Origin of the sequence: Limnohabitans sp. T6-5, assembly GCF_003063315.1 — a bacterium.
Classification (GTDB): domain Bacteria; phylum Pseudomonadota; class Gammaproteobacteria; order Burkholderiales; family Burkholderiaceae_C; genus Limnohabitans_A.
Map to the genome: position 1 here is coordinate 394,828 of NZ_NERV01000003.1, position 18,950 is coordinate 413,777.

Below are 18,950 nucleotides of genomic sequence, written 5' to 3' on the forward strand. Positions count from 1 at the left end.
TAAGAATGACGAGTATCCAGCAGCGCGCAGCTTTGCAAAGCCAAATTTGGAAAATTGCCAACGATGTGCGTGGCGCCGTAGACGGGTGGGACTTCAAGCAATACGTGCTCGGCACTTTGTTTTACCGCTTCATCAGCGAAAACTTTGCAGCCTACATTGAAGGTGGTGACGAGGACATCAACTACGCCCGCTTGAACGACATCATCATCACCCCCGCCGTGAGGGACGACGCCATCAAAACCAAGGGCTACTTCATCTACCCCAGCCAGTTGTTTGCCAATGTGGTGGCCAGCGCCAACACCAATGAAAGCCTGAACACCGACCTGGCCAAAGTCTTTTCAGCGATCGAAAACTCAGCCCTGGGCTACCCCTCAGAGCGCGACATTCGCGGCCTGTTTGCCGACTTCGACACCACCAGCAACCGCCTGGGCAACACCGTCAAAGACAAAAACACCCGCCTGGCCGCCGTGCTCAAAGGCGTAGCCGAACTCAACTTTGGCGATTTTGGAGGCAGCGATTTCGAGACCCACCAGATCGACCTGTTTGGCGATGCCTACGAATTCCTCATCTCCAACTACGCCGCCAACGCGGGCAAATCGGGCGGTGAATTTTTCACGCCGCAGCATGTGTCCAAGCTGATTGCGCAGCTGGCCATGCACAAACAAACCAGTGTCAACAAAATTTACGACCTGGCCTGCGGCTCAGGCTCGCTGCTGCTGCAAGCCAGAAAACACATTGACCAGCATTTGATTGAAGACGGTTTTTGGGGGCAAGAGCTCAACCACACCACGTACAACTTGGCGCGCATGAACATGTTCTTGCACAACGTCAACTACGACAAGTTCAACATCCAGCTGGGCGACACGCTGATTGATCCGCACTTTGGCGATGACAAACCGTTTGACGCCATCGTCTCTAACCCGCCGTATTCGGTGAAGTGGATCGGCAGCGACGACCCAACCCTGATCAACGACGACCGCTTTGCCCCCGCAGGCGTGCTGGCCCCCAAGAGCAAAGCCGACTTTGCCTTTGTGCTGCACGCGCTCAACTACCTGTCGAGCAAGGGCCGCGCCGCCATCGTCTGCTTTCCGGGCATCTTTTACCGGGGTGGTGCAGAGCAAAAAATCCGCCAATACCTGGTAGACAACAACCATGTGGAAACCGTCATCTCGCTGGCCCCCAACCTGTTTTACGGCACCACCATTGCCGTGACCATTCTGGTGCTGTCCAAACACAAAGCCGACACCACCACCCAGTTCATCGACGCCAGCGGCTTGTTCAAGAAAGAAACGAACAACAACACATTACTGGATGAACACATCGAGCAAATCATGGCCGTCTTCGACAGCAAGGCCAACGTGGACCACTTTGCCCGCTCGGTCAGCCATGCCGACATTGCCGCCAACGACTACAACCTGTCCGTCAGCAGCTACGTGCAGGCCAAAGACACCCGCGAAGTTGTGGACATTGCCCAGATCAACGCCCAGCTCAAAACCACCGTGGCCAAGATCGACCAACTGCGCAAAGACATTGATTCAATCGTGGCCGAGATTGAAGGAGGTGAAGCGTGACCGAGGTGCCACAAGCATTGCCCCAGGGCTACGCTAATCTGCTCAGCGACATCAAGCAGCGGGTCCGCCACGCCCAAACGCGGGCTGTGCTGGCTGTCAATGCCGAGCTGATTCGGCTTTACTGGGACATTGGCGCGCTGATTGACAAGCGACAGAAACAGGAAGGCTGGGGGGCTGGTGTCATTCCGCGTCTCGCGCGTGACCTGCACAATGCACTGCCTGAGGAAAAAGGATTTTCTGAGCGCAATATCAAACGCATGCTGGCCTTCTACCGCGAATATCCGCTGGTGGACTTTGTGCCACAAGCTGTGGCACAAAGCGCAGCGACCCCAGAAGTGCCACAGGCTGCGGCACTTTTTGAGGCACAGTTGCTGCAAGCCATTCCCTGGGGGCACCACGCTGAGCTGATGGCCAAGGTCAAGGACTTACCCACCCGACGCTGGTACATGCAAGCCACCTTGCAACACGGCTGGAGCCGCAGCATCTTGGTGATGCAGATCGAATCCGCTGCCCATCACCGCCAGGGCCGCACCGTCAGCAACTTCGCCAGCCGTCTGCCTGCGCCAGATTCGGATTTTGTGCAACAAACCCTCAAAGACCCTTATCTGTTCGATTTCTTAACCCTCGAACCCGGATTTCACGAACGTGAACTGGAAACCGGCCTTGTGAGCCATCTGGAAAAATTCTTGCTGGAGCTTGGGCAAGGTTTTGCTTTTGTTGGACGGCAATACCACCTGGCTATCGGCGATCAGGACTTTTACATCGACCTGCTGTTTTATCACCTCAAGCTGCGCTGCTATGTGGTGATCGACCTCAAGCGCGGCGACTTCAAACCCGAATACGCCGGAAAAATCAACTTCTACTGCAATGTGGTGGACGACAAGCTCCGCCACGAAACCGATCAACCCACCATAGGTTTAATTCTGTGCCAGCAGTCCAACCGCGTGCTGGCCGAATACGCCCTGCGCGGCGTCGATAAACCGATTGGCGTTTCCAGCTACGAACTCACCCGAGCCCTGCCGGAAAACCTTGGGAGCAGTCTGCCCAGCATTGAAGAAATTGAGCGCGAATTGCAGGGGGACGAGGCATGAGCGACGTGAACTTTTTGGACAAGCTGCTGGATGGCGTGGCAGTTGTGTGGATGCCGCTCGGGCAGGTTGGTGAATTCATTCGCGGCAATGGAATGCAGAAAAAGGATTTCGTTGAAGACGGATTCCCTGCAATTCACTATGGTCAGATCTACACGCGCTATGGTCTTGCAGCAAACACGGCATTTACTTGTGTCGAAGAGGGATTGGCTAAACGTCTAAGAAAAGCGAAAAATAATGACCTCTTATTAGCAACTACCTCTGAAAATGATGAAGACGTAGTGAAGCCACTTGCATGGCTCGGTACCGAAGTCGCAATTTCTGGTGACATGATGCTTTTTAGGCACAAGCAAAACGTCAAGTACTTAGCCCATTATTTGCAAACGAACGAATTTCAAGAGCAGAAACGAAAATACATCACAGGCGCAAAGGTACGTAGAGTTTCAAGTGGTGATCTATCAAAGATTACCGTTCCCATCCCCTGCCCAGACAACCCCAAAAAATCGCTTGAAATCCAAGCCGAAATCGTCCGCATCTTGGACGCCTTCACCGAGCTGACCACCGAGCTGACCGTCCGCAAAAAACAATACAAGCACTACCGCGATCAGTTGTTGAGTTTTGAAGATGGGGAGGTGGAGTGGAAGACGCTGCCTGAGATGGCTCTTGATTTTGGGCGTGGAAGATCTAAACATCGCCCGAGAAATGACGCAAAGCTGTATGGTGGCGATATTCCGTTCATACAAACAGGCGATATCAGAAGTGCATCGCACATCATCACGAGATACAGCCAAACCTACAGCGAATTTGGCCTAAAACAAAGCAAGTTATGGCCCAAGGGAACGCTTTGCATCACGATTGCGGCCAACATTGCGGAAACATCCATATTGGGCTTTCATGCATGCTTTCCAGACAGAGTCATTGGCTTTGTTGCTGACCCCCACAAGACCAGTGCCGACTATGTTGAATACATTCTTCAATCAGTAAAAAACAAGCTGGAAGAAAAAGGGAAAGAAAAGAGTAGCGCACAAAGCAATATCAATCTAGCTACGTTTGAAGAGTTGAGGCTGCCTTTCCCGTCGCTCACAGAACAAACGCGAATCGTCGCCATCCTCGAGGAATTCGATGCGCTGACGAACTCCATCACCGAAGGCTTGCCCCGCGAAATTGAACTGCGCCAGAAGCAATACGCGCATTACCGCGATTTGCTGCTGAGCTTTCCCAAACCGCAAGAGGTGATGGCATGAGCGATGCAGACAGCAAAGTCAAACTGTTTGAGTCGCAGCTGATTCGCAACGAGTGGGATGCGGAAGCTGAGAAATGGTGGTTTTCGGTGGTCGACGTTGTGGCGGTGCTGACCGATCAGCCCGACTACACGCGGGCGCGCAAGTACTGGAGCGTGCTCAAAGTTCGCCTGAAAAACGAAGGCAGTCAGTTGGCTACAAACTGTAGTCAACTGAAATTGCCCGCCGCCGACGGCAAAAAATACCTGACCGATGTGGCGGACACCGAGCAAATCCTGCGGCTTATCCAGTCCATCCCCAGCAAGCGGGCTGAACCTTTCAAGCTGTGGCTGGCCGAAGTGGGCAGCCAGCGCCTGGACCAGTTGCAAGACCCAGAGTTGTCCATCGATCAGGCCATGCTCGACTACAAGCGGCTTGGCTACACAGACAACTGGATCAACCAGCGGCTCAAGAGCATCGAAATCCGCAAGGAGCTGACCGACGAGTGGAAAAAAAACGGCTTGCAAGAGGGGCCAGAGTTCGCCTTTTTGACCGACGTGATTTACAAAACCTGGGCCGACAAAACCGCCAAGGAATACAAGCAGCACAAGGGCCTGAAGAAAGAAAACCTGCGCGACAACATGACCAACAAGGAGTTGATCATGAGCATGTTGGCCGAGCTGTCCACCAAGGAAATTTCTGAAGCTGTGCAACCGCAAACGCTGGATGCCCACGAATCCGTGGCCAAGCGCGGTGGCGGCGTGGCCCGGCAGGCACGGCTCAAGCTGGAGGCCGAAACGGGTAAAGAACTGGTCAGCCCGCAAAATGCCAAGCAGCTGCGGGCCCTGGGGCAGGACCCCAGCCCCAAAACAAGGGGCAAAGCATGAAGAAGCTCACCACGCGCGACCAAACCACCGAGTTTCTGCTCTACACCGCGCCCAATGGGGGCATCAAGGTGGAGGTGCTGCTCAACAATGAAACCATTTGGCTGACCCAAAAGCGCATGGCCGAACTGTTTGGTGTGGGCGTGGCGGCCATTTCCAAGCATCTGGACAACATCTACGAGTCGGGTGAGCTGCAGCTTGAGGCAACTCTTTCCGTTTTGGAAACAGTTCAACAAGAGGGTTCGCGCCAAGTCGCCCGCAAGCTTGAATATTTCAACCTCGATGCCGTCATCTCGGTCGGCTACCGCGTCAACTCGGCGCAGGCCACGCAGTTTCGCATCTGGGCCACCCAGCTGATCAAGGAATACATCATCAAGGGCTTTGCCATGGATGATGAGCGCCTGAAAAACGGGCGCTTCTTTGGCCAGGATTATTTTCGTGAGTTGCTGGAGCGGGTCCGTTCCATTCGGGCCAGTGAGCGGCGCATTTACCAGCAGATCACTGATATTTTTGCCGAGTGCAGCATCGACTACGACCCCAAGTCAGAGACCACGCGGCTGTTTTACGCCCATGTGCAAGACAAGTTCCACTTTGCCATCACGGGGCAGACTTCGGCTGAGATCATTTCGCGCCAAGCCGATGCCAGCAAGCCCTTGATGGGCTTGAGCACCTTTAAAAATGCACCCGCTGGCCGTGTGTTGAAGTCGGACACGCTGGTGGCCAAAAACTATTTGAGCGAGCCGGACATCAAAAAATTGGAGCGTGCGGTGGCCGCTTTTTTTGATTACATCGAACGCATCATCGAGCAGCGGACCAGCTTCACCATGACGGGCTTTGCCGAGAGCGTCGACAAGTTTTTGGCCTTCAATGAATACCGTGTTCTGGAAGGCTACGGCAGCATCAGCCGCGAACAGGCTGACCATATAGCGCTGGCCGAGTATGAAAAATTCAACAAGCAGCAAGGCATCGAATCCGATTTCGACCGCCAAATCAAAAAGCTGCTGCACAAAGGGAGTGCAGGGAAGTGATCGACTACAAAACCATTGCCGAGTCCAAAAACTTCATCGTTTTGGACAGGTACACCAAAGATTGGCAAGTCAATGACAGCTACCAGAGCGAGAGCGAGCTGGAGCGTGAACTGATTGAAGACCTGCGCAATCAAGGCTACGAGTACCTACCAGCGCTGAACACACCCGAGGCCTTGCTGGCCAATGTGCGCGTGCAGTTGCAAGCGCTCAACAACGTGGTGTTTTCTGATGCGGAGTGGCAACGCTTTGTAGAGAATTGGTTGGACAAAGGCAGCGATGGCATCGTGGAGAAGACCCGTAAGGTTCACGACGACTACATCCACGACTTTGTGTTTGACGATGGGCGCATCCAGAACATCTACTTGGTGCTCAAAGACGAAAAACGCATTGCGCACAACAAATTGCAGGTCATCAAGCAATTTGAGCAGGCAGGCACGCAAGCCAACCGCTATGACGTGACGATTTTGGTGAACGGCCTGCCACTGGTGCAGGTCGAGTTAAAGAAGCGCGGGGTCGCCATTCGCGAGGCGTTTAACCAAGTGCACCGCTACAGCAAAGAGAGCTTCAACAGCGCGAACTCGCTGTTCAAGTATTTGCAGCTGTTCGTGATTTCCAACGGCACCGACACGCGCTACTTTGCCAACACCACGCAGCGCAACAAAAACACTTACGACTTCACCATGAACTGGGCGAAGGCGGACAACAGCCTGATCAAGGACCTGAAAGACTTCACAGCCACCTTTTTCCAAAAGCAGACTTTGCTCAAGGTGTTGCTGCAATATTCGGTGTTTGATGTCAGCGACACCTTGCTGATCATGCGCCCTTACCAAATTGCCGCCACCGAGCGCATTTTGTGGAAGATCACCAGCACCTTCCATGCCAAGAGCTGGAGCAAGCTGGAGGGCGGTGGCTTTATTTGGCACACCACCGGCTCGGGCAAAACGCTGACCAGCTTCAAGGCGGCGCGTTTGGCCACCGAACTCGACTTTGTGGACAAGGTGTTCTTTGTGGTAGACCGAAAGGATCTGGACTACCAGACCATGAAGGAATACCAACGGTTTTCGCCCGACAGCGTGAACGGATCAGACAGCACGGCAGGCCTCAAGCGCAACCTGGAAAAAGACGACAACAAGATCATCGTCACCACCATCCAAAAGCTCAACAACCTGATGCGCACCGAGTCCGACTTGGCCATTTACGGCAAGCAAGTGGTGTTCATTTTTGATGAGTGCCACCGCAGCCAGTTTGGCGAAGCGCAGAAGAACCTGAAGAAGAAGTTCAAGAAGTTCTGCCAGTTTGGCTTCACCGGCACGCCGATTTTTCCGGAGAACGCCCTGGGCGCTGAAACCACTGCCAGCGTGTTTGGCAGTGAGCTGCATTCGTATGTAATCACCGACGCCATTCGGGATGAAAAGGTGCTGAAGTTCAAGGTGGACTACAACGATGTGCGCCCACAGTTCAAGACCATCGAAACCGAGCAGGACGAAAAGAAGCTGAGCGCGGCCGAAAACAAACAGGCCTTGCTGCACCCCAAGCGGATTGAAGAAATTTCGCAGTACATCCTGAGCAACTTCCGCCGTAAAACCCACCGCCTGCAGCTGGGCGCTTCACAGGCTGGCAAAGGCTTCAACGCCATGTTTGCCGTCAGCAGCGTGGACGCGGCCAAGTTGTATTACGAGTCTTTCAAAGACCTGCAAAAGGCCGTCGACAAGCCTTTGCGCGTGGCCACCATTTTTTCGTTCGCCGCCAACGAAGAGCAAGAAGCCATTGGCGATATCCAAGACGAGAGCCTGGAAGTCTCGGCCCTCAACAGCAGCGCCAAAGAATTTTTGACCGCCGCCATTGCGGACTACAACACGCACTTCAAGACCAGCTTCAGCGTGGACAGTAACGGCTTCCAGAACTACTACCGCGACCTTGCCAAGCAGGTCAAGGCGGGCGAGATTGACTTGCTGATTGTGGTGGGCATGTTCCTTACGGGCTTTGACGCCCCCAGGCTAAACACCTTGTTTGTGGACAAGAACCTGCGCTTCCATGGCCTGATTCAAGCGTTTTCCCGCACCAACCGCATCTTTGACGCCACCAAGACGTTTGGCAACATCGTGACCTTCCGAGATCTGGAAAAAGCCACGGTCGACGCCATCACCTTGTTTGGCGACAAGAACACTAAAAACGTGGTGCTGGAGAAAAGCTACAAGGAATACATGGAAGGCTTCACCGACATCGTGACGGGTGAGGCACGCCGTGGTTTCGTCGAGGTGGTGGGGGAGCTGGAACAGCGCTTTCCTGACCCATCGGCCATCCACAAAGAAGCCGACAAAAAGGCCTTTGCCAAAGTGTTTGGCGAATATTTGCGCATTGAAAACGTGTTGCAAAACTTCGATGAGTTCGCCAGCCTGCGCGCCGCGCAAAGTCTGGACGTGCGCGATGCGGCGGCAGTGGAGGCCTTCAAGGCGCAGCACGGACTGAGCGACACCGAGTTCGCGGCCATGCAAAGTGTGCAGATTCCCAGTGAGCGGGCGATTCAAGACTACCGCTCGGCCTACAACGATATTCGCGATTGGCTGCGCCGCCAGCGTGAGGGCGGGGCACCAGAGCAGTCCAACGTCGATTGGGACGATGTGGTGTTTGAGGTGGATTTGCTCAAGTCGCAGGAGATCAACCTCGACTACATCCTTGAGCTGATCTTTGACAACAACAAAAAAACCAAGACCAAAGCCGATTTGGTCGAAGACGTGCGCCGGGCCATTCGCGCCAGCCTGGGCAACCGCGCCAAAGAAAGTTTGTTGGTCGACTTCATCAACCAGACCGACCTGAGCCAGTTCGACGACAAAGCCAGCGTCATCGAAGCCTTCTTCACCTATGCGCAAGCTGAACAGCTGCGCGAAGCGCAAGAACTGATCAGCTCAGAAAACCTGAACGCCGACGCCGCCAAGCGCTACATCGTCCACTCACTCAAACGCGAGTACGCCAGCGACAACGGCACCGAACTCAACGCCATGCTCCCCAAAATGAGCCCCCTGAACCCGCTTTACCTGACCAAAAAGCAGACTGTGTTTCAAAAAGTGGCTGCGTTTGTGGAGAAATTTAAGGGGGTTGGTGGGGGGATTGGCTAGCGTTTCCACATTTTTGAGGATTTTTCTGTACGTGCCTGGAGATAACAAGCTGGGCGGAGCACCAAGATCTCGGCCAAGCGCCCCTCGGGCGTGGTGCGCAAGGCAAACAACTCACACCGCGCTGCAGCCTCCAGCGTGGCCCCGAAGCGGGTGCGGATGGCTTCGTCCAAGGCGGCGTCTTTGGCGCAGTGGTCCTTTGGGGTGAGTTCGGTGAACCAGAAGTGGAGGATTGATTGGGGATTCACGTATCAGGTAATAAACATGACAAAAAGAACGGACCAGTGACATATGAACGTTCTGCACTCTCTTAGTCTTGGTCAATTAAATCGGAACCAGATATAGGATCAATTCGTTCGTTCCTTGACGAGCATTACGATTAGACTTATTTCCACCAAGAGTGCTAAATACGGATGCAACTTCTCGCTTCTTGACTTTGAAATACTGTGCGGACAAGGCTTCTACGATTTCGCCCGATAAACCGTTTGAGGCAACTCCGGCAGGGAACGTCACTATTGAATGAGCTCCTTGGGCAGCAATACCCAGCATAAGGCGATCAAATTCGTCGATAGACTTTGTTAGTAAACAAAATGCAGATTGAGGTCGCTGTGTAATTGGCGGATATCTGCCACTACCCTCTGCCGTTATTGCTTTTCCAGTGACAACTGTTTCAAGTACATGATAAAATCTACTATATTGAACCTCTGAATACGGAGGGTCAACAAAAACTAAATCCCCATCGTTTAGGTTTTCTGTAACATCTAGAGCATTTTTTTGTTTTACCTCTCCTCGAACTTTTGCCCAAGTAGTACTTAATTTATTTAATGCTTGTGTAGTTTCTAAAAAAACATCTTTCCGCCATGCATTTAATAAGTGTGGTAGTGATGTCTCAGTAGTTGAGAAAGGTTGTGCTGTGTGTCCTGGTGCCGCAGCACACGAACTAGCAGCAGAAATCAAAGCTGCCAATTTTGTAGCACGATTCTTCTTATTTACAGTAGCTCTTAGTGCGTCAATCGCCAACGCTTGCTGAATGCTGTAGTAGTATCCTCCGTATGCACGGGTTATTGGATATCGTGGAGAGCTTAGTTCAGCGATTACTCTTGTGCGGCCAATCCACTCAATCGATTCGGGACCATTAGTTGGTTGCTGGCCAAGAGCAAGTACTTCCTTTAAAAATGCAGGATCTTCGTGTATCCAATTGGAGGCTTCTCTATACCAAACGTCATGTACTTTCTGAAGGTCAAAGCCTTTTGTTCTGCAAATAACTGCTTCGGTAAGTGTTGTTGCATATTTTTGAAGATCAGAAGCGAGAACGGGGAGTTCAGTTCGTTGTGCTACAAAGGAAGAGACAGCCCCAGAACCACAAAATAAATCTACAAATCTACGGCGATCTTTTGTTTTTTCTTCTATAAGATGTCCAAGCCCGTTTGTAAGCATGGCTCTTTTTGAACCCATGTATTTCATGGTTGTAGGCCCCACTGCGGAATGCAGGTTGCTTGGCATAACAAGTGAAAATTCACGGCCGGATTCGCAAAGAATGCCGCGCGAGTTACAGGAGTAGTAGCCTTTCCATACTCTCTGACTGCATCTTCAGTTGCAATTAATAAATCTTGGTGCAATGATCGACGATCATCTCTGATATCTTCAAAACGTTCAATTAAACCATGTTCAATTGAAATAGGTTCTAGCCAAAAATCTAGTTCATTGCCATGTTTATATCCAGCATCTTTAAGTAGTCCATTGACTACACCTGTTGCCATACGTAAAAGCAAAGTCGCTCTAGCCAATACCGGAGTAGGATCCTGCGGGGTTTTTGATGTGTCGCAAGCCGCTGCAATGAGTGGAAAAACACCTTGACTAGTTAAAAAATTCTCTGATATACAATTCAACATAGGTTCTGCTGCACAAAGTCGTTCGTGAGCAGATCTGATTTCAGTTTGCATTTCTACCGTATTTGGGTCCCGTCCAAGTTGGTTACGTAGTTTCTCTAATGCTTGATCCTGTAGCCCTTTTTTTAAAATGTGTTTGTCTAGATCTAAAAAAGTTGCCCCAGGTGTTGGTTGAAAAGTATTCCAAAAATTCTCGATAAATGAAACCGCTTGATTTAGATTGGCCCTATGTGGTGTCAAGACACGCGGAGAATAGCTACACAGATTTCTAAAAGTTTTGTCTGTCAGACCTTGTTCTAAGTCGAAAGCCCAATCTGACAACCACCTTGCTGATATTTGAGCTGAATTTACACCGGGAAACGCATGAGCAATCAGATTTGGGAGTGTGGTTCCAAATATATCTGCCATATGAGGTAGGGCTGCGGCTCCACCGCTACTGTTGTGGATTACCTCGGGTAACGCTAACCAAACCATTGTGTGAGTACCCTTTGCGTTCGGTAACTGTCCACAGCGCGTTTTTCTGGTTTTTGCGGGGTTATCGATGACTTGCAGACTTCCTGTGCTGTCCAGAACGGCATTCCATTCATTGAAAGCACCAAGACCACACGAAGATAATATTGCTTGCGCAGCACGGAGCTCCGCGTAGTATCCAAGATGCCAACTTGTATGTCCGTCACCAGACAAGTAGGCGCTCAGTGCTCTAGATAAATATGACCATCCGTCTATGCAATGATTTGGTGCTGCTAGTGCCAAATATTCTGCAACTTCAGCAGGGCTAATAGCCGATGCCAGTGTTGGATGCATATCAAGTGTTACACCTTGACTTGCTTTGTGATTGGGCTGGCACCAAGGGCCAGTTCCATTGGAAATGACCCTTGATAGTGCTGCAACTATCGTTGCACGATCAGCTTTTGCGATCTGACCGGATTCATATGGAGATAGCGCCATATTTAGCCTTGGATTTCAGTCGCACTAATATTTTTTGCTGTTGCACTCAGCGCAGTATTTCCAGAGGCTAGAACATTAAGCAGCTCTCTTCGCAACCGACTGTAGCCACCTGTCCCACGGAAGCTAGCTTTCATCAGTGATTCGGTCGTATTCAAACCAGGTGCATCAAATGATCTCCAGTCGAAATTGGCGAGTATATGCATTGCCTTTAATAAAGGTTGATAAAAACTTTGTTTATTAATATCTTCTAAGCATTTGTCGATATCGGAATCTCGAGTCTCGCCCGCATTTATGTCATCATATTTCCATTCGGGTAAATGTAACTCTTCTGACATTGCAAATAAGATATCATTGATAGCCAGAGAAAATCCTCTGACTCCTTGGTCATGGTTAAGCAGGCTCTTTGATCCAGAAAATGCAATGTCATGGCCATCTGAAAAGTCGATCTGATCACCATCAACTTTTCTTATTTGTTCAGCCCAGCCATCCTGTTTTTTACGAACACCATTCGCTAATTCAGACCAAAGAAAAATTAAAAAGGCAGCTTGTTGTGGACGACTCCATTCCAGTGGGCCTTTAGTTTGGCTTAAATTGGCAGCGAAAAGTCCCTTTCGACTGCGAGCTGATAACCCAGGGCTCAAGAATGAATTGAATATTGCCTGTACCCAGCTGGCTTGTGAAATCCAACCACTTTTGCGTTCCCCAAGCATATTAATTCGTTGATGCCAGGGACTCTGCTCGTGTCTGTAAAGTAAATCTGTAAGTTCTTGCGCGCGTGCTTCTCTATAGACGTGGGTTGATGGGGTCGCTTCAAGCCAGTCCTGAGTTCTCAATAGTGGGAATAAGTCATACGCATGGCTAGGGTTTATTCTTTTTGGGGAAACGTTTATTGACCAAAAAAGATAAGCTTGCCAGCCGATATCTAATCCGTGAAAAGCCACGACAGGTAGTTCGAAATCTTCAGGTAAACCAGATTTTTCATCAAATGCAAAAAGCCGGTGTTGGCCATCAATGATTTCAATTGGGGGGACGCCTGTAGGTAGCCAGTCTGTGCAATCGATTCCAAGTGGTAACTCCAATTCCACTGAATTGGAGTTACTACGCTTTGAAACAGAAATGAGATCTTGATTAGATACCGTTTTACCTCTTCGGGGTTCATTAGGCTTCAGTAAATTTACAACGATGGCTGTTGGAAGCCATCCAGGCTTTTTTAAAGGATCGTTTTCGATATCTGACTTCTGTTTGGCTGAAAGATTGCCATATGGGTAGCCAGATTTGACGTACTCAACGATCTCAAGAGACCGGTCCTTAACGTGAGCCCGTTGAATACCAGTCGCTACGTTGCCCTCTCGCTTTCTTTCGTAGACACCTGATAGCTTTTTCAAAAGCCTCGCAGACATGGAGAAGAGCATCATTTCCTTCGGAGGATGAGCTCTAGAGTTCTCTCCAGAATACTGATAGTTATCCCAATCTGCTAGCCATTGTCGACACTCAATAGCAGCAATTTTTTGTTTTTCCATGAACCTCTCCTCAAACTTTATTTTTAATATTCGCCAAAGATAACCATAAATCTATAGATGCCTTATCGGTTAGCGTAAGAATCTTTCAACCCCGTCACCCGGTTAAACACCGGCTTGGCTCCCGCCACATGATCTAGGCGGTCGGCCACAAAGTACCCAAACCGCTCAAACTGGAACTTCTGGTCCGGCTGCGCACCGGCCAATGATGGCTCCACATAAGCCGTCACCATTTTCAGGCTGTCCGGGTTGAGGCTTTGCAAGAAGTCTTTGCCGCCCGCATCGGGGTGCGCTTCGGCAAACAGGCGGTCGTACAGGCGCACTTCGGCTGGCACGCCGTCGGCCACGCTCACCCAAGTGATTGCGGCTTTGGCTTTGACGCTGTCGGCGCCGGGCGTGCCGCTCTTGGTGCCGGGGATCACTTTGGCGTGCACTTCTGTTACGCGTCCTGCCGCGTCGCGTGCGCAGCCGGTGCATTCGATCACGTAGCCGCCTTTCAGGCGCACCACGTTGCCGGGGAACAATCTTTTGTAGCCCTTGGGCGGCACTTCTTCAAAGTCTTCGCGCTCAATCCACACTTCTTTGCCGATCAGGAACGTGCGGTCGGCGGGTGGCGTTTGGCCTTCGGCAATCGCGCTGTGGGGCAGGGCGGGTTGGGTGCAGGCTTCGGTGTGGCCGTCGCTGCCAAAGGCCTCGGCCCAGTTGGTCAGCACGAGTTTGACGGGGTCGAGCACGGCCATGCCGCGGTGGGCTTTGTTTTCCAGGTCTTCGCGCAGGCACCCTTCGAGCGTGCTGTAGTCGATCCAGCTGTCGCTTTTGGTCACGCCAATGCGGTCGGCAAACAGGCGCAGGCTTGTCGGCGTGTAGCCCCGGCGGCGCAGGCCCACGATGGTCGGCATGCGCGGGTCGTCCCAGCCGCTGACTTTGCCTTCATTCACCAGTTGCGCCAGCTTGCGTTTGCTGGTGATCACATAGGTCAGGTTCAGGCGGGCAAATTCGTATTGTTTGGGGCTGGGCGCGGCCAGCAGCTTGCACTCGCACAGGCGCTCCATCAGCCAGTCGTAAAACGGGCGCTGGTCTTCAAACTCCAGCGTGCAGATGCTGTGGGTGATTTGCTCCAACGCGTCTTCGATGGGGTGGGCAAAGGTGTACATCGGGTAGATGCACCAGGTGTCGCCCGTGTGGTGGTGGGTGGCGCGGCGGATGCGGTAGATGGCCGGGTCGCGCATATTGATGTTGGGCGAAGCCATGTCGATCTTGGCGCGCAGCACGGCCGCGCCGTCGGCCAGTTGGCCGTCGCGCATTTCGCGAAAGCGCGTCAGGTTTTCTGTCACGGTGCGGCTGCGGAAGGGGCTGTCCACGCCGGGCTTGCCAAAGTCGCCCCGGTTGGCGCGCATGTCTTCGGCGCTTTGTTCGTCCACATAGGCGTGGCCGGCTTCGATCAGCGCCTCGGCGGCGCGGTACATGAAGTCGAAGTAGTCGCTGGCCTGGTAGGGGGCGGCGCTGCAGTCCTCGGATGCGGCTGCGCCTTGGGCCTGGCCCAACTGCGACCAGTCAAAACCGAGCCATTTCACGGCGTCGATGATGCTGTTGACGTATTCGGTGTCTTCTTTTTCGGGGTTGGTGTCGTCAAAGCGCAGGTGGCACACGCCGCCGTATTCTTTGGCCAGCCCGAAGTTGATGCAGATGCTTTTGGCGTGGCCCACATGCAAATAGCCGTTGGGCTCGGGCGGAAAGCGGGTGCGGATCTTGGCCGGGTCGGGTTGGCCCGCAGCGTGGTGCGCGGCGTCGCCGGGGCTGCCTGCCCAGCGGCGGCTGGCGTAGGTGCCTTTGTCCAGGTCGTTTTCGATGATTTGGCGCAGGAAGTTGCTGACTTTGTGGTCGGCGGTGGCGTTGGTGTCGGGAGCTTTGGGGGTGGGGGCGGTCATAGCGCTTGATTTTAGAGGCTTGCCGCAGGCGATCCGTTACGGTTGGACACCATTGTGAAGCGCCGGGTGTGGTCCTTGGGGGCTGCTCAAACGCTAAAGGTGCAGGCGGGCAATTGCCGCTGTTCATTTTGGAGAATTTGCATGTCCATTCATTTGTTCAACACCTGGGGCCGCAAGCTGGCCTTGTGGGGTGGCCTGGCGCTGGGTTTGGCCCAGGTGGGGTGCGCCCACCCGGTGGTGATGGAGCCGCAGGTGGTGGTGTCGTCGCGCATGGGCTATCCGCCGGTTTATGGCCGGGTACATGAGCCCGGCCCTGTGGCGGTCATGCCGCAGCCTCGGCCCATTTACATGCCACCGCCGCCGCGTGTGGTGTATGCCCCGCCCGTTTATGCCCCGCCGGTTTATCGTCCTGGGCCGGGTTGGGCTTATGGCGGCAACCGCGATGAGCGGGATTGGCGCCACCGCCATGAACATGGGCATGGGCGCGGTGATGGGCGTGACGGATGGCGCCGGTGAGGCTCATGCCTGCAGGTCAGTACTCGCAGAGTCCGACGTTATTGGATTTGGCACAGGCTGCATGTCGGGGCTGAAGCCGCTGACCTTCGGATTTTTTAAATTAATACCCGGGTAATTTAATTTAATCCGGGCATAATTGCGGCTTTTGCGATTGAAAGCACCGTTTGAGCCCGCCTAATCTTGACCTATCCCCTCTTGAATTCATCGCCTTTGAAGGTAGCCGTTGCCTGGCCCGTGGCGGTTTGACCGAAGTGGCTTTGCAGGTGAAGGCGGCCACTGAAGCGCGGCCTTTGGCGCGCTTCATGGTGTTCAACGCTTGCACCAGCGAGGTGCTGGATTTTGATCTGCGGGGCACGCCCCAAGAGGTGTTGGCGCGGCTGGCCGTGTCCCATCCTGCAGCGCTGGCTTGCGCCGCAAGCCCGGCCGACAGCACGCCCCCCACAGACCTTGCAGGTGCACCGGGTGCAGACACCCCAAGCGAAGACACCGCATCGACCAAGACAGGCCCGGGCCGCCCCAAGCTGGGCGTGGTGGCGCGTGAGGTGACTTTGTTGCCGCGCCACTGGGCCTGGCTCAGCAGCCAGCCCGGCGGCGCTTCGGTGGCATTGCGCAAGCTGGTCGAGCAAGCCCGCAAAGACAGCCAGTCGCAAGACCAGCGCCGCTTGGCGCAAGAGGCGGCTTATCGCTTCATGTCGGCCATGGCGGGCAGTCTGGAAGGCTTTGAAGAAGCCGCTCGCGCCTTGTTTGCAGCCGACCGCCCCCGGTTTGAGGCCCTGATGGCGCCTTGGCCGCAAGACATACAAAACCATTTGCAGCACCTGGCCCAAGCGGCCTGGTTGCCTTCTGACGATTTGAGCCCAACGGAGTTGCCCCATGCGTGAAAAGTTTCGTTCCCGAGAGGCGGCCATGCCTTTCATCATGCTGGCGGTGCTGATCGACATGGCCGCCATCGGCATCATCATCCCGGTCTTGCCCGCGCTGGTGGGCAGTTTTGCCAACAGCCAGGCCGATCAGGCCTATTGGTATGGCGTGGCGGCGGTGTCGTTTGGGGTGTCCAACTTTTTGGCAGCGCCGGTACTCGGCGCTTTGTCCGACCGATATGGGCGCAGGCCTGTGTTGCTGCTGGGTTTCATGGGCCTGGGCGTGAGCTTTTTTGGCACAGCCATGAGCACCACGCTGTGGGGTTTGATTGCGGTGCGCACGCTGGGTGGCGCCATGCAGGCCAACGCGGCCATTGCCAACGCCTATGTGGCCGACATTTCTGCGCCCGAAGAGCGGGCCAAGCGCTTTGGCTTGCTGGGCGCCATGATGGGCTTGGGCTTCATCGTGGGGCCGGTGATGGGCGGTTTGTTGGGGGCGATTGACCTGCATTTGCCGTTTTATGTGGCCGGCGGCCTCACTTTGCTGAACGGTTTGTATGGCTACTTTGTGTTGCCCGAGTCGCTGCCCGCCGCGCAGCGCAAAGCCTTCAGCTGGCGCTCGGCCAATCCGGCCAGCTCATTGCGCAAGCTGGGGCAGTTGAAGGGTGTGGGGCCGCTGGTGGGCGTGGTGGCGTTCAGCGGTTTGGCGCAGTTTGTGCTGTACACGGTTTGGGTGCTTTACAACAGCTTCAAGTTTGGCTGGGGTCCCAGTGAAAACGGCTGGTCACTGGCCGTTGTGGGCGTGGTGGCGGTGCTGGTGCAAGGCGTCTTGATGGGCCGTTTGCTCAAGCGCTTTGCGCCGCCCAAACTGGCCATCATGGGTCTGGTGTCGTCGGTCATCGCCTACACGCTGTGGGGTGCGGCCACCGAGGGCTGGATGATGTACGCCGTCATCGCCATCAACTTGCTGGGCGGCACGGTGGCAGCGTCGGTGCAAAGCATGATTTCGTCGGCCGCCGACAGCAAGAGCCAGGGCCAGACCATGGGCGCTGTCAGCGCTCTGAGCAGCTTGATGGCCGTGGTGGCCCCGATTCTGGGGGCGCCATTGCTCGCGCTGGTGTCGCACTTGCCGCGTGGCGACTGGCGCATGGGCGCACCGTTTTACTTTTGCGCGGCGCTGCAACTGGCTTCGCTGGCGCTGGCGGTGATGCATTTGCGCAGGCATCGTCGCCAACAAACGGGTAATACCCGCACGGCTTGAGGGGCGGGTGCCATGGATCAAGCGCTGGTGGGCGCTGATCTGCGCACCGCGCCGGTTTCCAGCGCGGTGTATGGGGCTTCAAGGTTCCTTGACAAACAAGGGGGAGCGGGGACCGTACAGCAATCCATCGGCACGACCAGCTCTGAGCAATCGCTGGCTGGCCAATCCCGCCATGGGGTGACTTTGGTCCGAGACCGTGCCAATTACCTGCTTGACGATGGCCGCAACGAGCATTCCAGCCAAGCCGCCTTGTTGCTGGTTTTGTTGTTCAGCCGTGCTGGCGGAGGCTCTGCCGGTCCAGAGCAGTTTGTCTGTTTTCAGGTCAACCAGTCGGGCCTCGGCGGTCACCGTGGTGGCGCTGTCCAGCACTTTGTAAACCGTCCCGTATTGGGTCATGGTGATGTAGAGCGCCGCGTCGGCGCCAAAGATCTCGCGCAGCTTGGCGCTCGGCAGCGCGTGGGCATCGCTCGCTTCGGTGATGCCGTTTTCCTTGAAGGTTTCATCCACCAGCGTGACGGGCATCACGTAGTAGCCGGACTCTGACAAAGGGTTGGTCACCTGGGCCAGCATGCTGTAGCTGGCGCGGACTTCGGGGGTCTTGTTCAGAGGCGGCAAAACCAGAATGGATCTGGGCTGGCTCTCTTTCAAGTTGGTGTAGTCGTAAGGCGTTTTGGGTTTGCTGGCGCAGCCACTCAGCAATGCGATGGACAAGGCCGTGACCATCAGCCGGATTGAAATTTTCATGCGTGTCCCCGGGGCTCAGTTTTTCTTGAATTTGCGAAGCAGAAAGTCAATGAAACTTTCTGATTCCGGGAATTGCTGTTTTTCAGCCTCAAGGTGTTTCTGGAAACGGCCCATGTCACCTTGTTTGCCATACAGAAGTCCCATGTGGGCTTGGTAGCCGGGCGGTATGGCTTTGCCGCCTGCACGCATTTTTTGCAGATCGTCTTCCATCAATTTGGCTTGGGTGTCCAGGCTTTCGCGGTCGCCGCGGAAGTAGGTGTCGATGTTTTTTTCGTACCCGTTCCAGCCATACAGCGGGGGGACGACGGTTTTATTGGCACAGCCGCAGAGGGCCAGCGCGGCTGCGAGCAGCGTGAGTTTGAATGTTTGCAGCATGCTGTTTC

16 protein-coding genes are annotated in these 18,950 nt (G+C 54.0%); 9 read left to right on the forward strand and 7 right to left on the reverse strand.

Annotation, left to right across the window (positions count from 1 at the left end):
• The first annotated feature begins 5 nt into the window (after positions 1-5).
• The 6 genes from B9Z51_RS13475 to B9Z51_RS13500 are packed head-to-tail and all read left to right on the forward strand — an operon-like array spanning position 6 to position 8,907.
• Positions 6-1,571: a type I restriction-modification system subunit M gene (locus B9Z51_RS13475; RefSeq protein WP_108375553.1), complete on the forward strand. Its 1,566-nt coding sequence runs from the start codon at positions 6-8 to the stop codon at positions 1,569-1,571.
• Positions 1,568-2,662: a YhcG family protein gene (locus B9Z51_RS13480; RefSeq protein ID WP_199227539.1), complete on the forward strand. Its 1,095-nt coding sequence runs from the start codon at positions 1,568-1,570 to the stop codon at positions 2,660-2,662. Before B9Z51_RS13475 ends, B9Z51_RS13480 begins: the two co-directional genes overlap by 4 nt.
• Positions 2,659-3,903 carry a restriction endonuclease subunit S gene (locus B9Z51_RS13485; protein WP_108375555.1) on the forward strand — a complete coding sequence of 415 codons (1,245 nt, stop codon included), beginning with the start codon at positions 2,659-2,661 and terminating at the stop codon, positions 3,901-3,903. Before B9Z51_RS13480 ends, B9Z51_RS13485 begins: the two co-directional genes overlap by 4 nt.
• On the forward strand, positions 3,900-4,766 hold the full coding sequence (locus B9Z51_RS13490; RefSeq protein WP_108375557.1) for a Bro-N domain-containing protein: 867 nt from the start codon (positions 3,900-3,902) through the stop codon (positions 4,764-4,766). Before B9Z51_RS13485 ends, B9Z51_RS13490 begins: the two co-directional genes overlap by 4 nt.
• Complete coding sequence (rhuM, locus tag B9Z51_RS13495; RefSeq protein WP_108375559.1) at positions 4,763-5,791, forward strand: RhuM family protein; 1,029 nt, start codon at positions 4,763-4,765, stop codon at positions 5,789-5,791. The genes B9Z51_RS13490 and rhuM overlap by 4 nt, the downstream gene beginning before the upstream one ends.
• Positions 5,788-8,907: an HsdR family type I site-specific deoxyribonuclease gene (locus B9Z51_RS13500; RefSeq protein ID WP_108375561.1), complete on the forward strand. Its 3,120-nt coding sequence runs from the start codon at positions 5,788-5,790 to the stop codon at positions 8,905-8,907. Before rhuM ends, B9Z51_RS13500 begins: the two co-directional genes overlap by 4 nt.
• On the opposite strand, the gene B9Z51_RS13505 is transcribed toward B9Z51_RS13500, so the two are convergent.
• The 5 genes from B9Z51_RS13505 to B9Z51_RS13520 all read right to left on the reverse strand — a co-directional run bounded on the left by B9Z51_RS13505 (position 8,904) and on the right by B9Z51_RS13520 (position 15,186).
• A complete protein-coding gene (locus tag B9Z51_RS13505; RefSeq protein WP_369959220.1) occupies positions 8,904-9,152 on the reverse strand; it encodes a DUF924 family protein in 249 nt (82 codons plus the stop codon). The two genes, B9Z51_RS13500 and B9Z51_RS13505, sit on opposite strands and share 4 nt — an antisense overlap.
• A 76-nt stretch (positions 9,153-9,228) precedes the next feature.
• Positions 9,229-10,368 carry a DNA adenine methylase gene (locus tag B9Z51_RS13510; protein WP_158272894.1) on the reverse strand — a complete coding sequence of 380 codons (1,140 nt, stop codon included), beginning with the start codon at positions 10,366-10,368 and terminating at the stop codon, positions 9,229-9,231.
• Positions 10,365-11,741, reverse strand: coding sequence for a hypothetical protein (locus B9Z51_RS18285; RefSeq protein WP_146187772.1), 1,377 nt, complete (start codon positions 11,739-11,741; stop codon positions 10,365-10,367). The genes B9Z51_RS13510 and B9Z51_RS18285 overlap by 4 nt, the downstream gene beginning before the upstream one ends.
• Positions 11,742-11,743: 2 nt before the next feature.
• A complete protein-coding gene (locus B9Z51_RS13515; protein ID WP_108375565.1) occupies positions 11,744-13,261 on the reverse strand; it encodes a DGQHR domain-containing protein in 1,518 nt (505 codons plus the stop codon).
• Between the two features lie 62 nt (positions 13,262-13,323).
• The gene (locus B9Z51_RS13520; RefSeq protein ID WP_108375567.1) at positions 13,324-15,186 is read right to left on the reverse strand and encodes a glutamine--tRNA ligase/YqeY domain fusion protein; all 1,863 of its coding nucleotides are present in this window, start codon (positions 15,184-15,186) and stop codon (positions 13,324-13,326) included.
• Positions 15,187-15,327: 141 nt separating this feature from the next.
• Between B9Z51_RS13520 and B9Z51_RS13525 the strand changes: the two genes are divergently transcribed.
• The 3 genes from B9Z51_RS13525 to B9Z51_RS13535 all read left to right on the forward strand — a co-directional run bounded on the left by B9Z51_RS13525 (position 15,328) and on the right by B9Z51_RS13535 (position 17,823).
• The gene (locus B9Z51_RS13525; RefSeq protein ID WP_108375569.1) at positions 15,328-15,702 is read left to right on the forward strand and encodes a hypothetical protein; all 375 of its coding nucleotides are present in this window, start codon (positions 15,328-15,330) and stop codon (positions 15,700-15,702) included.
• Between the two features lie 164 nt (positions 15,703-15,866).
• The gene (locus B9Z51_RS13530; RefSeq protein ID WP_233254965.1) at positions 15,867-16,583 is read left to right on the forward strand and encodes a DUF2239 family protein; all 717 of its coding nucleotides are present in this window, start codon (positions 15,867-15,869) and stop codon (positions 16,581-16,583) included.
• Positions 16,576-17,823 (forward strand): MFS transporter, encoded by a 1,248-nt coding sequence (locus tag B9Z51_RS13535; protein ID WP_233254966.1) that lies wholly within the window; start codon positions 16,576-16,578, stop codon positions 17,821-17,823. The genes B9Z51_RS13530 and B9Z51_RS13535 overlap by 8 nt, the downstream gene beginning before the upstream one ends.
• 78 nt (positions 17,824-17,901) lie before the next feature.
• Here the strand turns inward: B9Z51_RS13535 and B9Z51_RS13540 are convergent, their stop codons facing one another.
• On the reverse strand, positions 17,902-18,567 hold the full coding sequence (locus B9Z51_RS13540) for a DUF799 domain-containing protein (RefSeq protein WP_108375571.1): 666 nt from the start codon (positions 18,565-18,567) through the stop codon (positions 17,902-17,904).
• Positions 18,568-18,582: 15 nt separating this feature from the next.
• Positions 18,583-18,942, reverse strand: coding sequence for a DUF4810 domain-containing protein (locus B9Z51_RS13545; protein WP_233254967.1), 360 nt, complete (start codon positions 18,940-18,942; stop codon positions 18,583-18,585).
• Positions 18,943-18,950 lie beyond the last annotated feature (8 nt).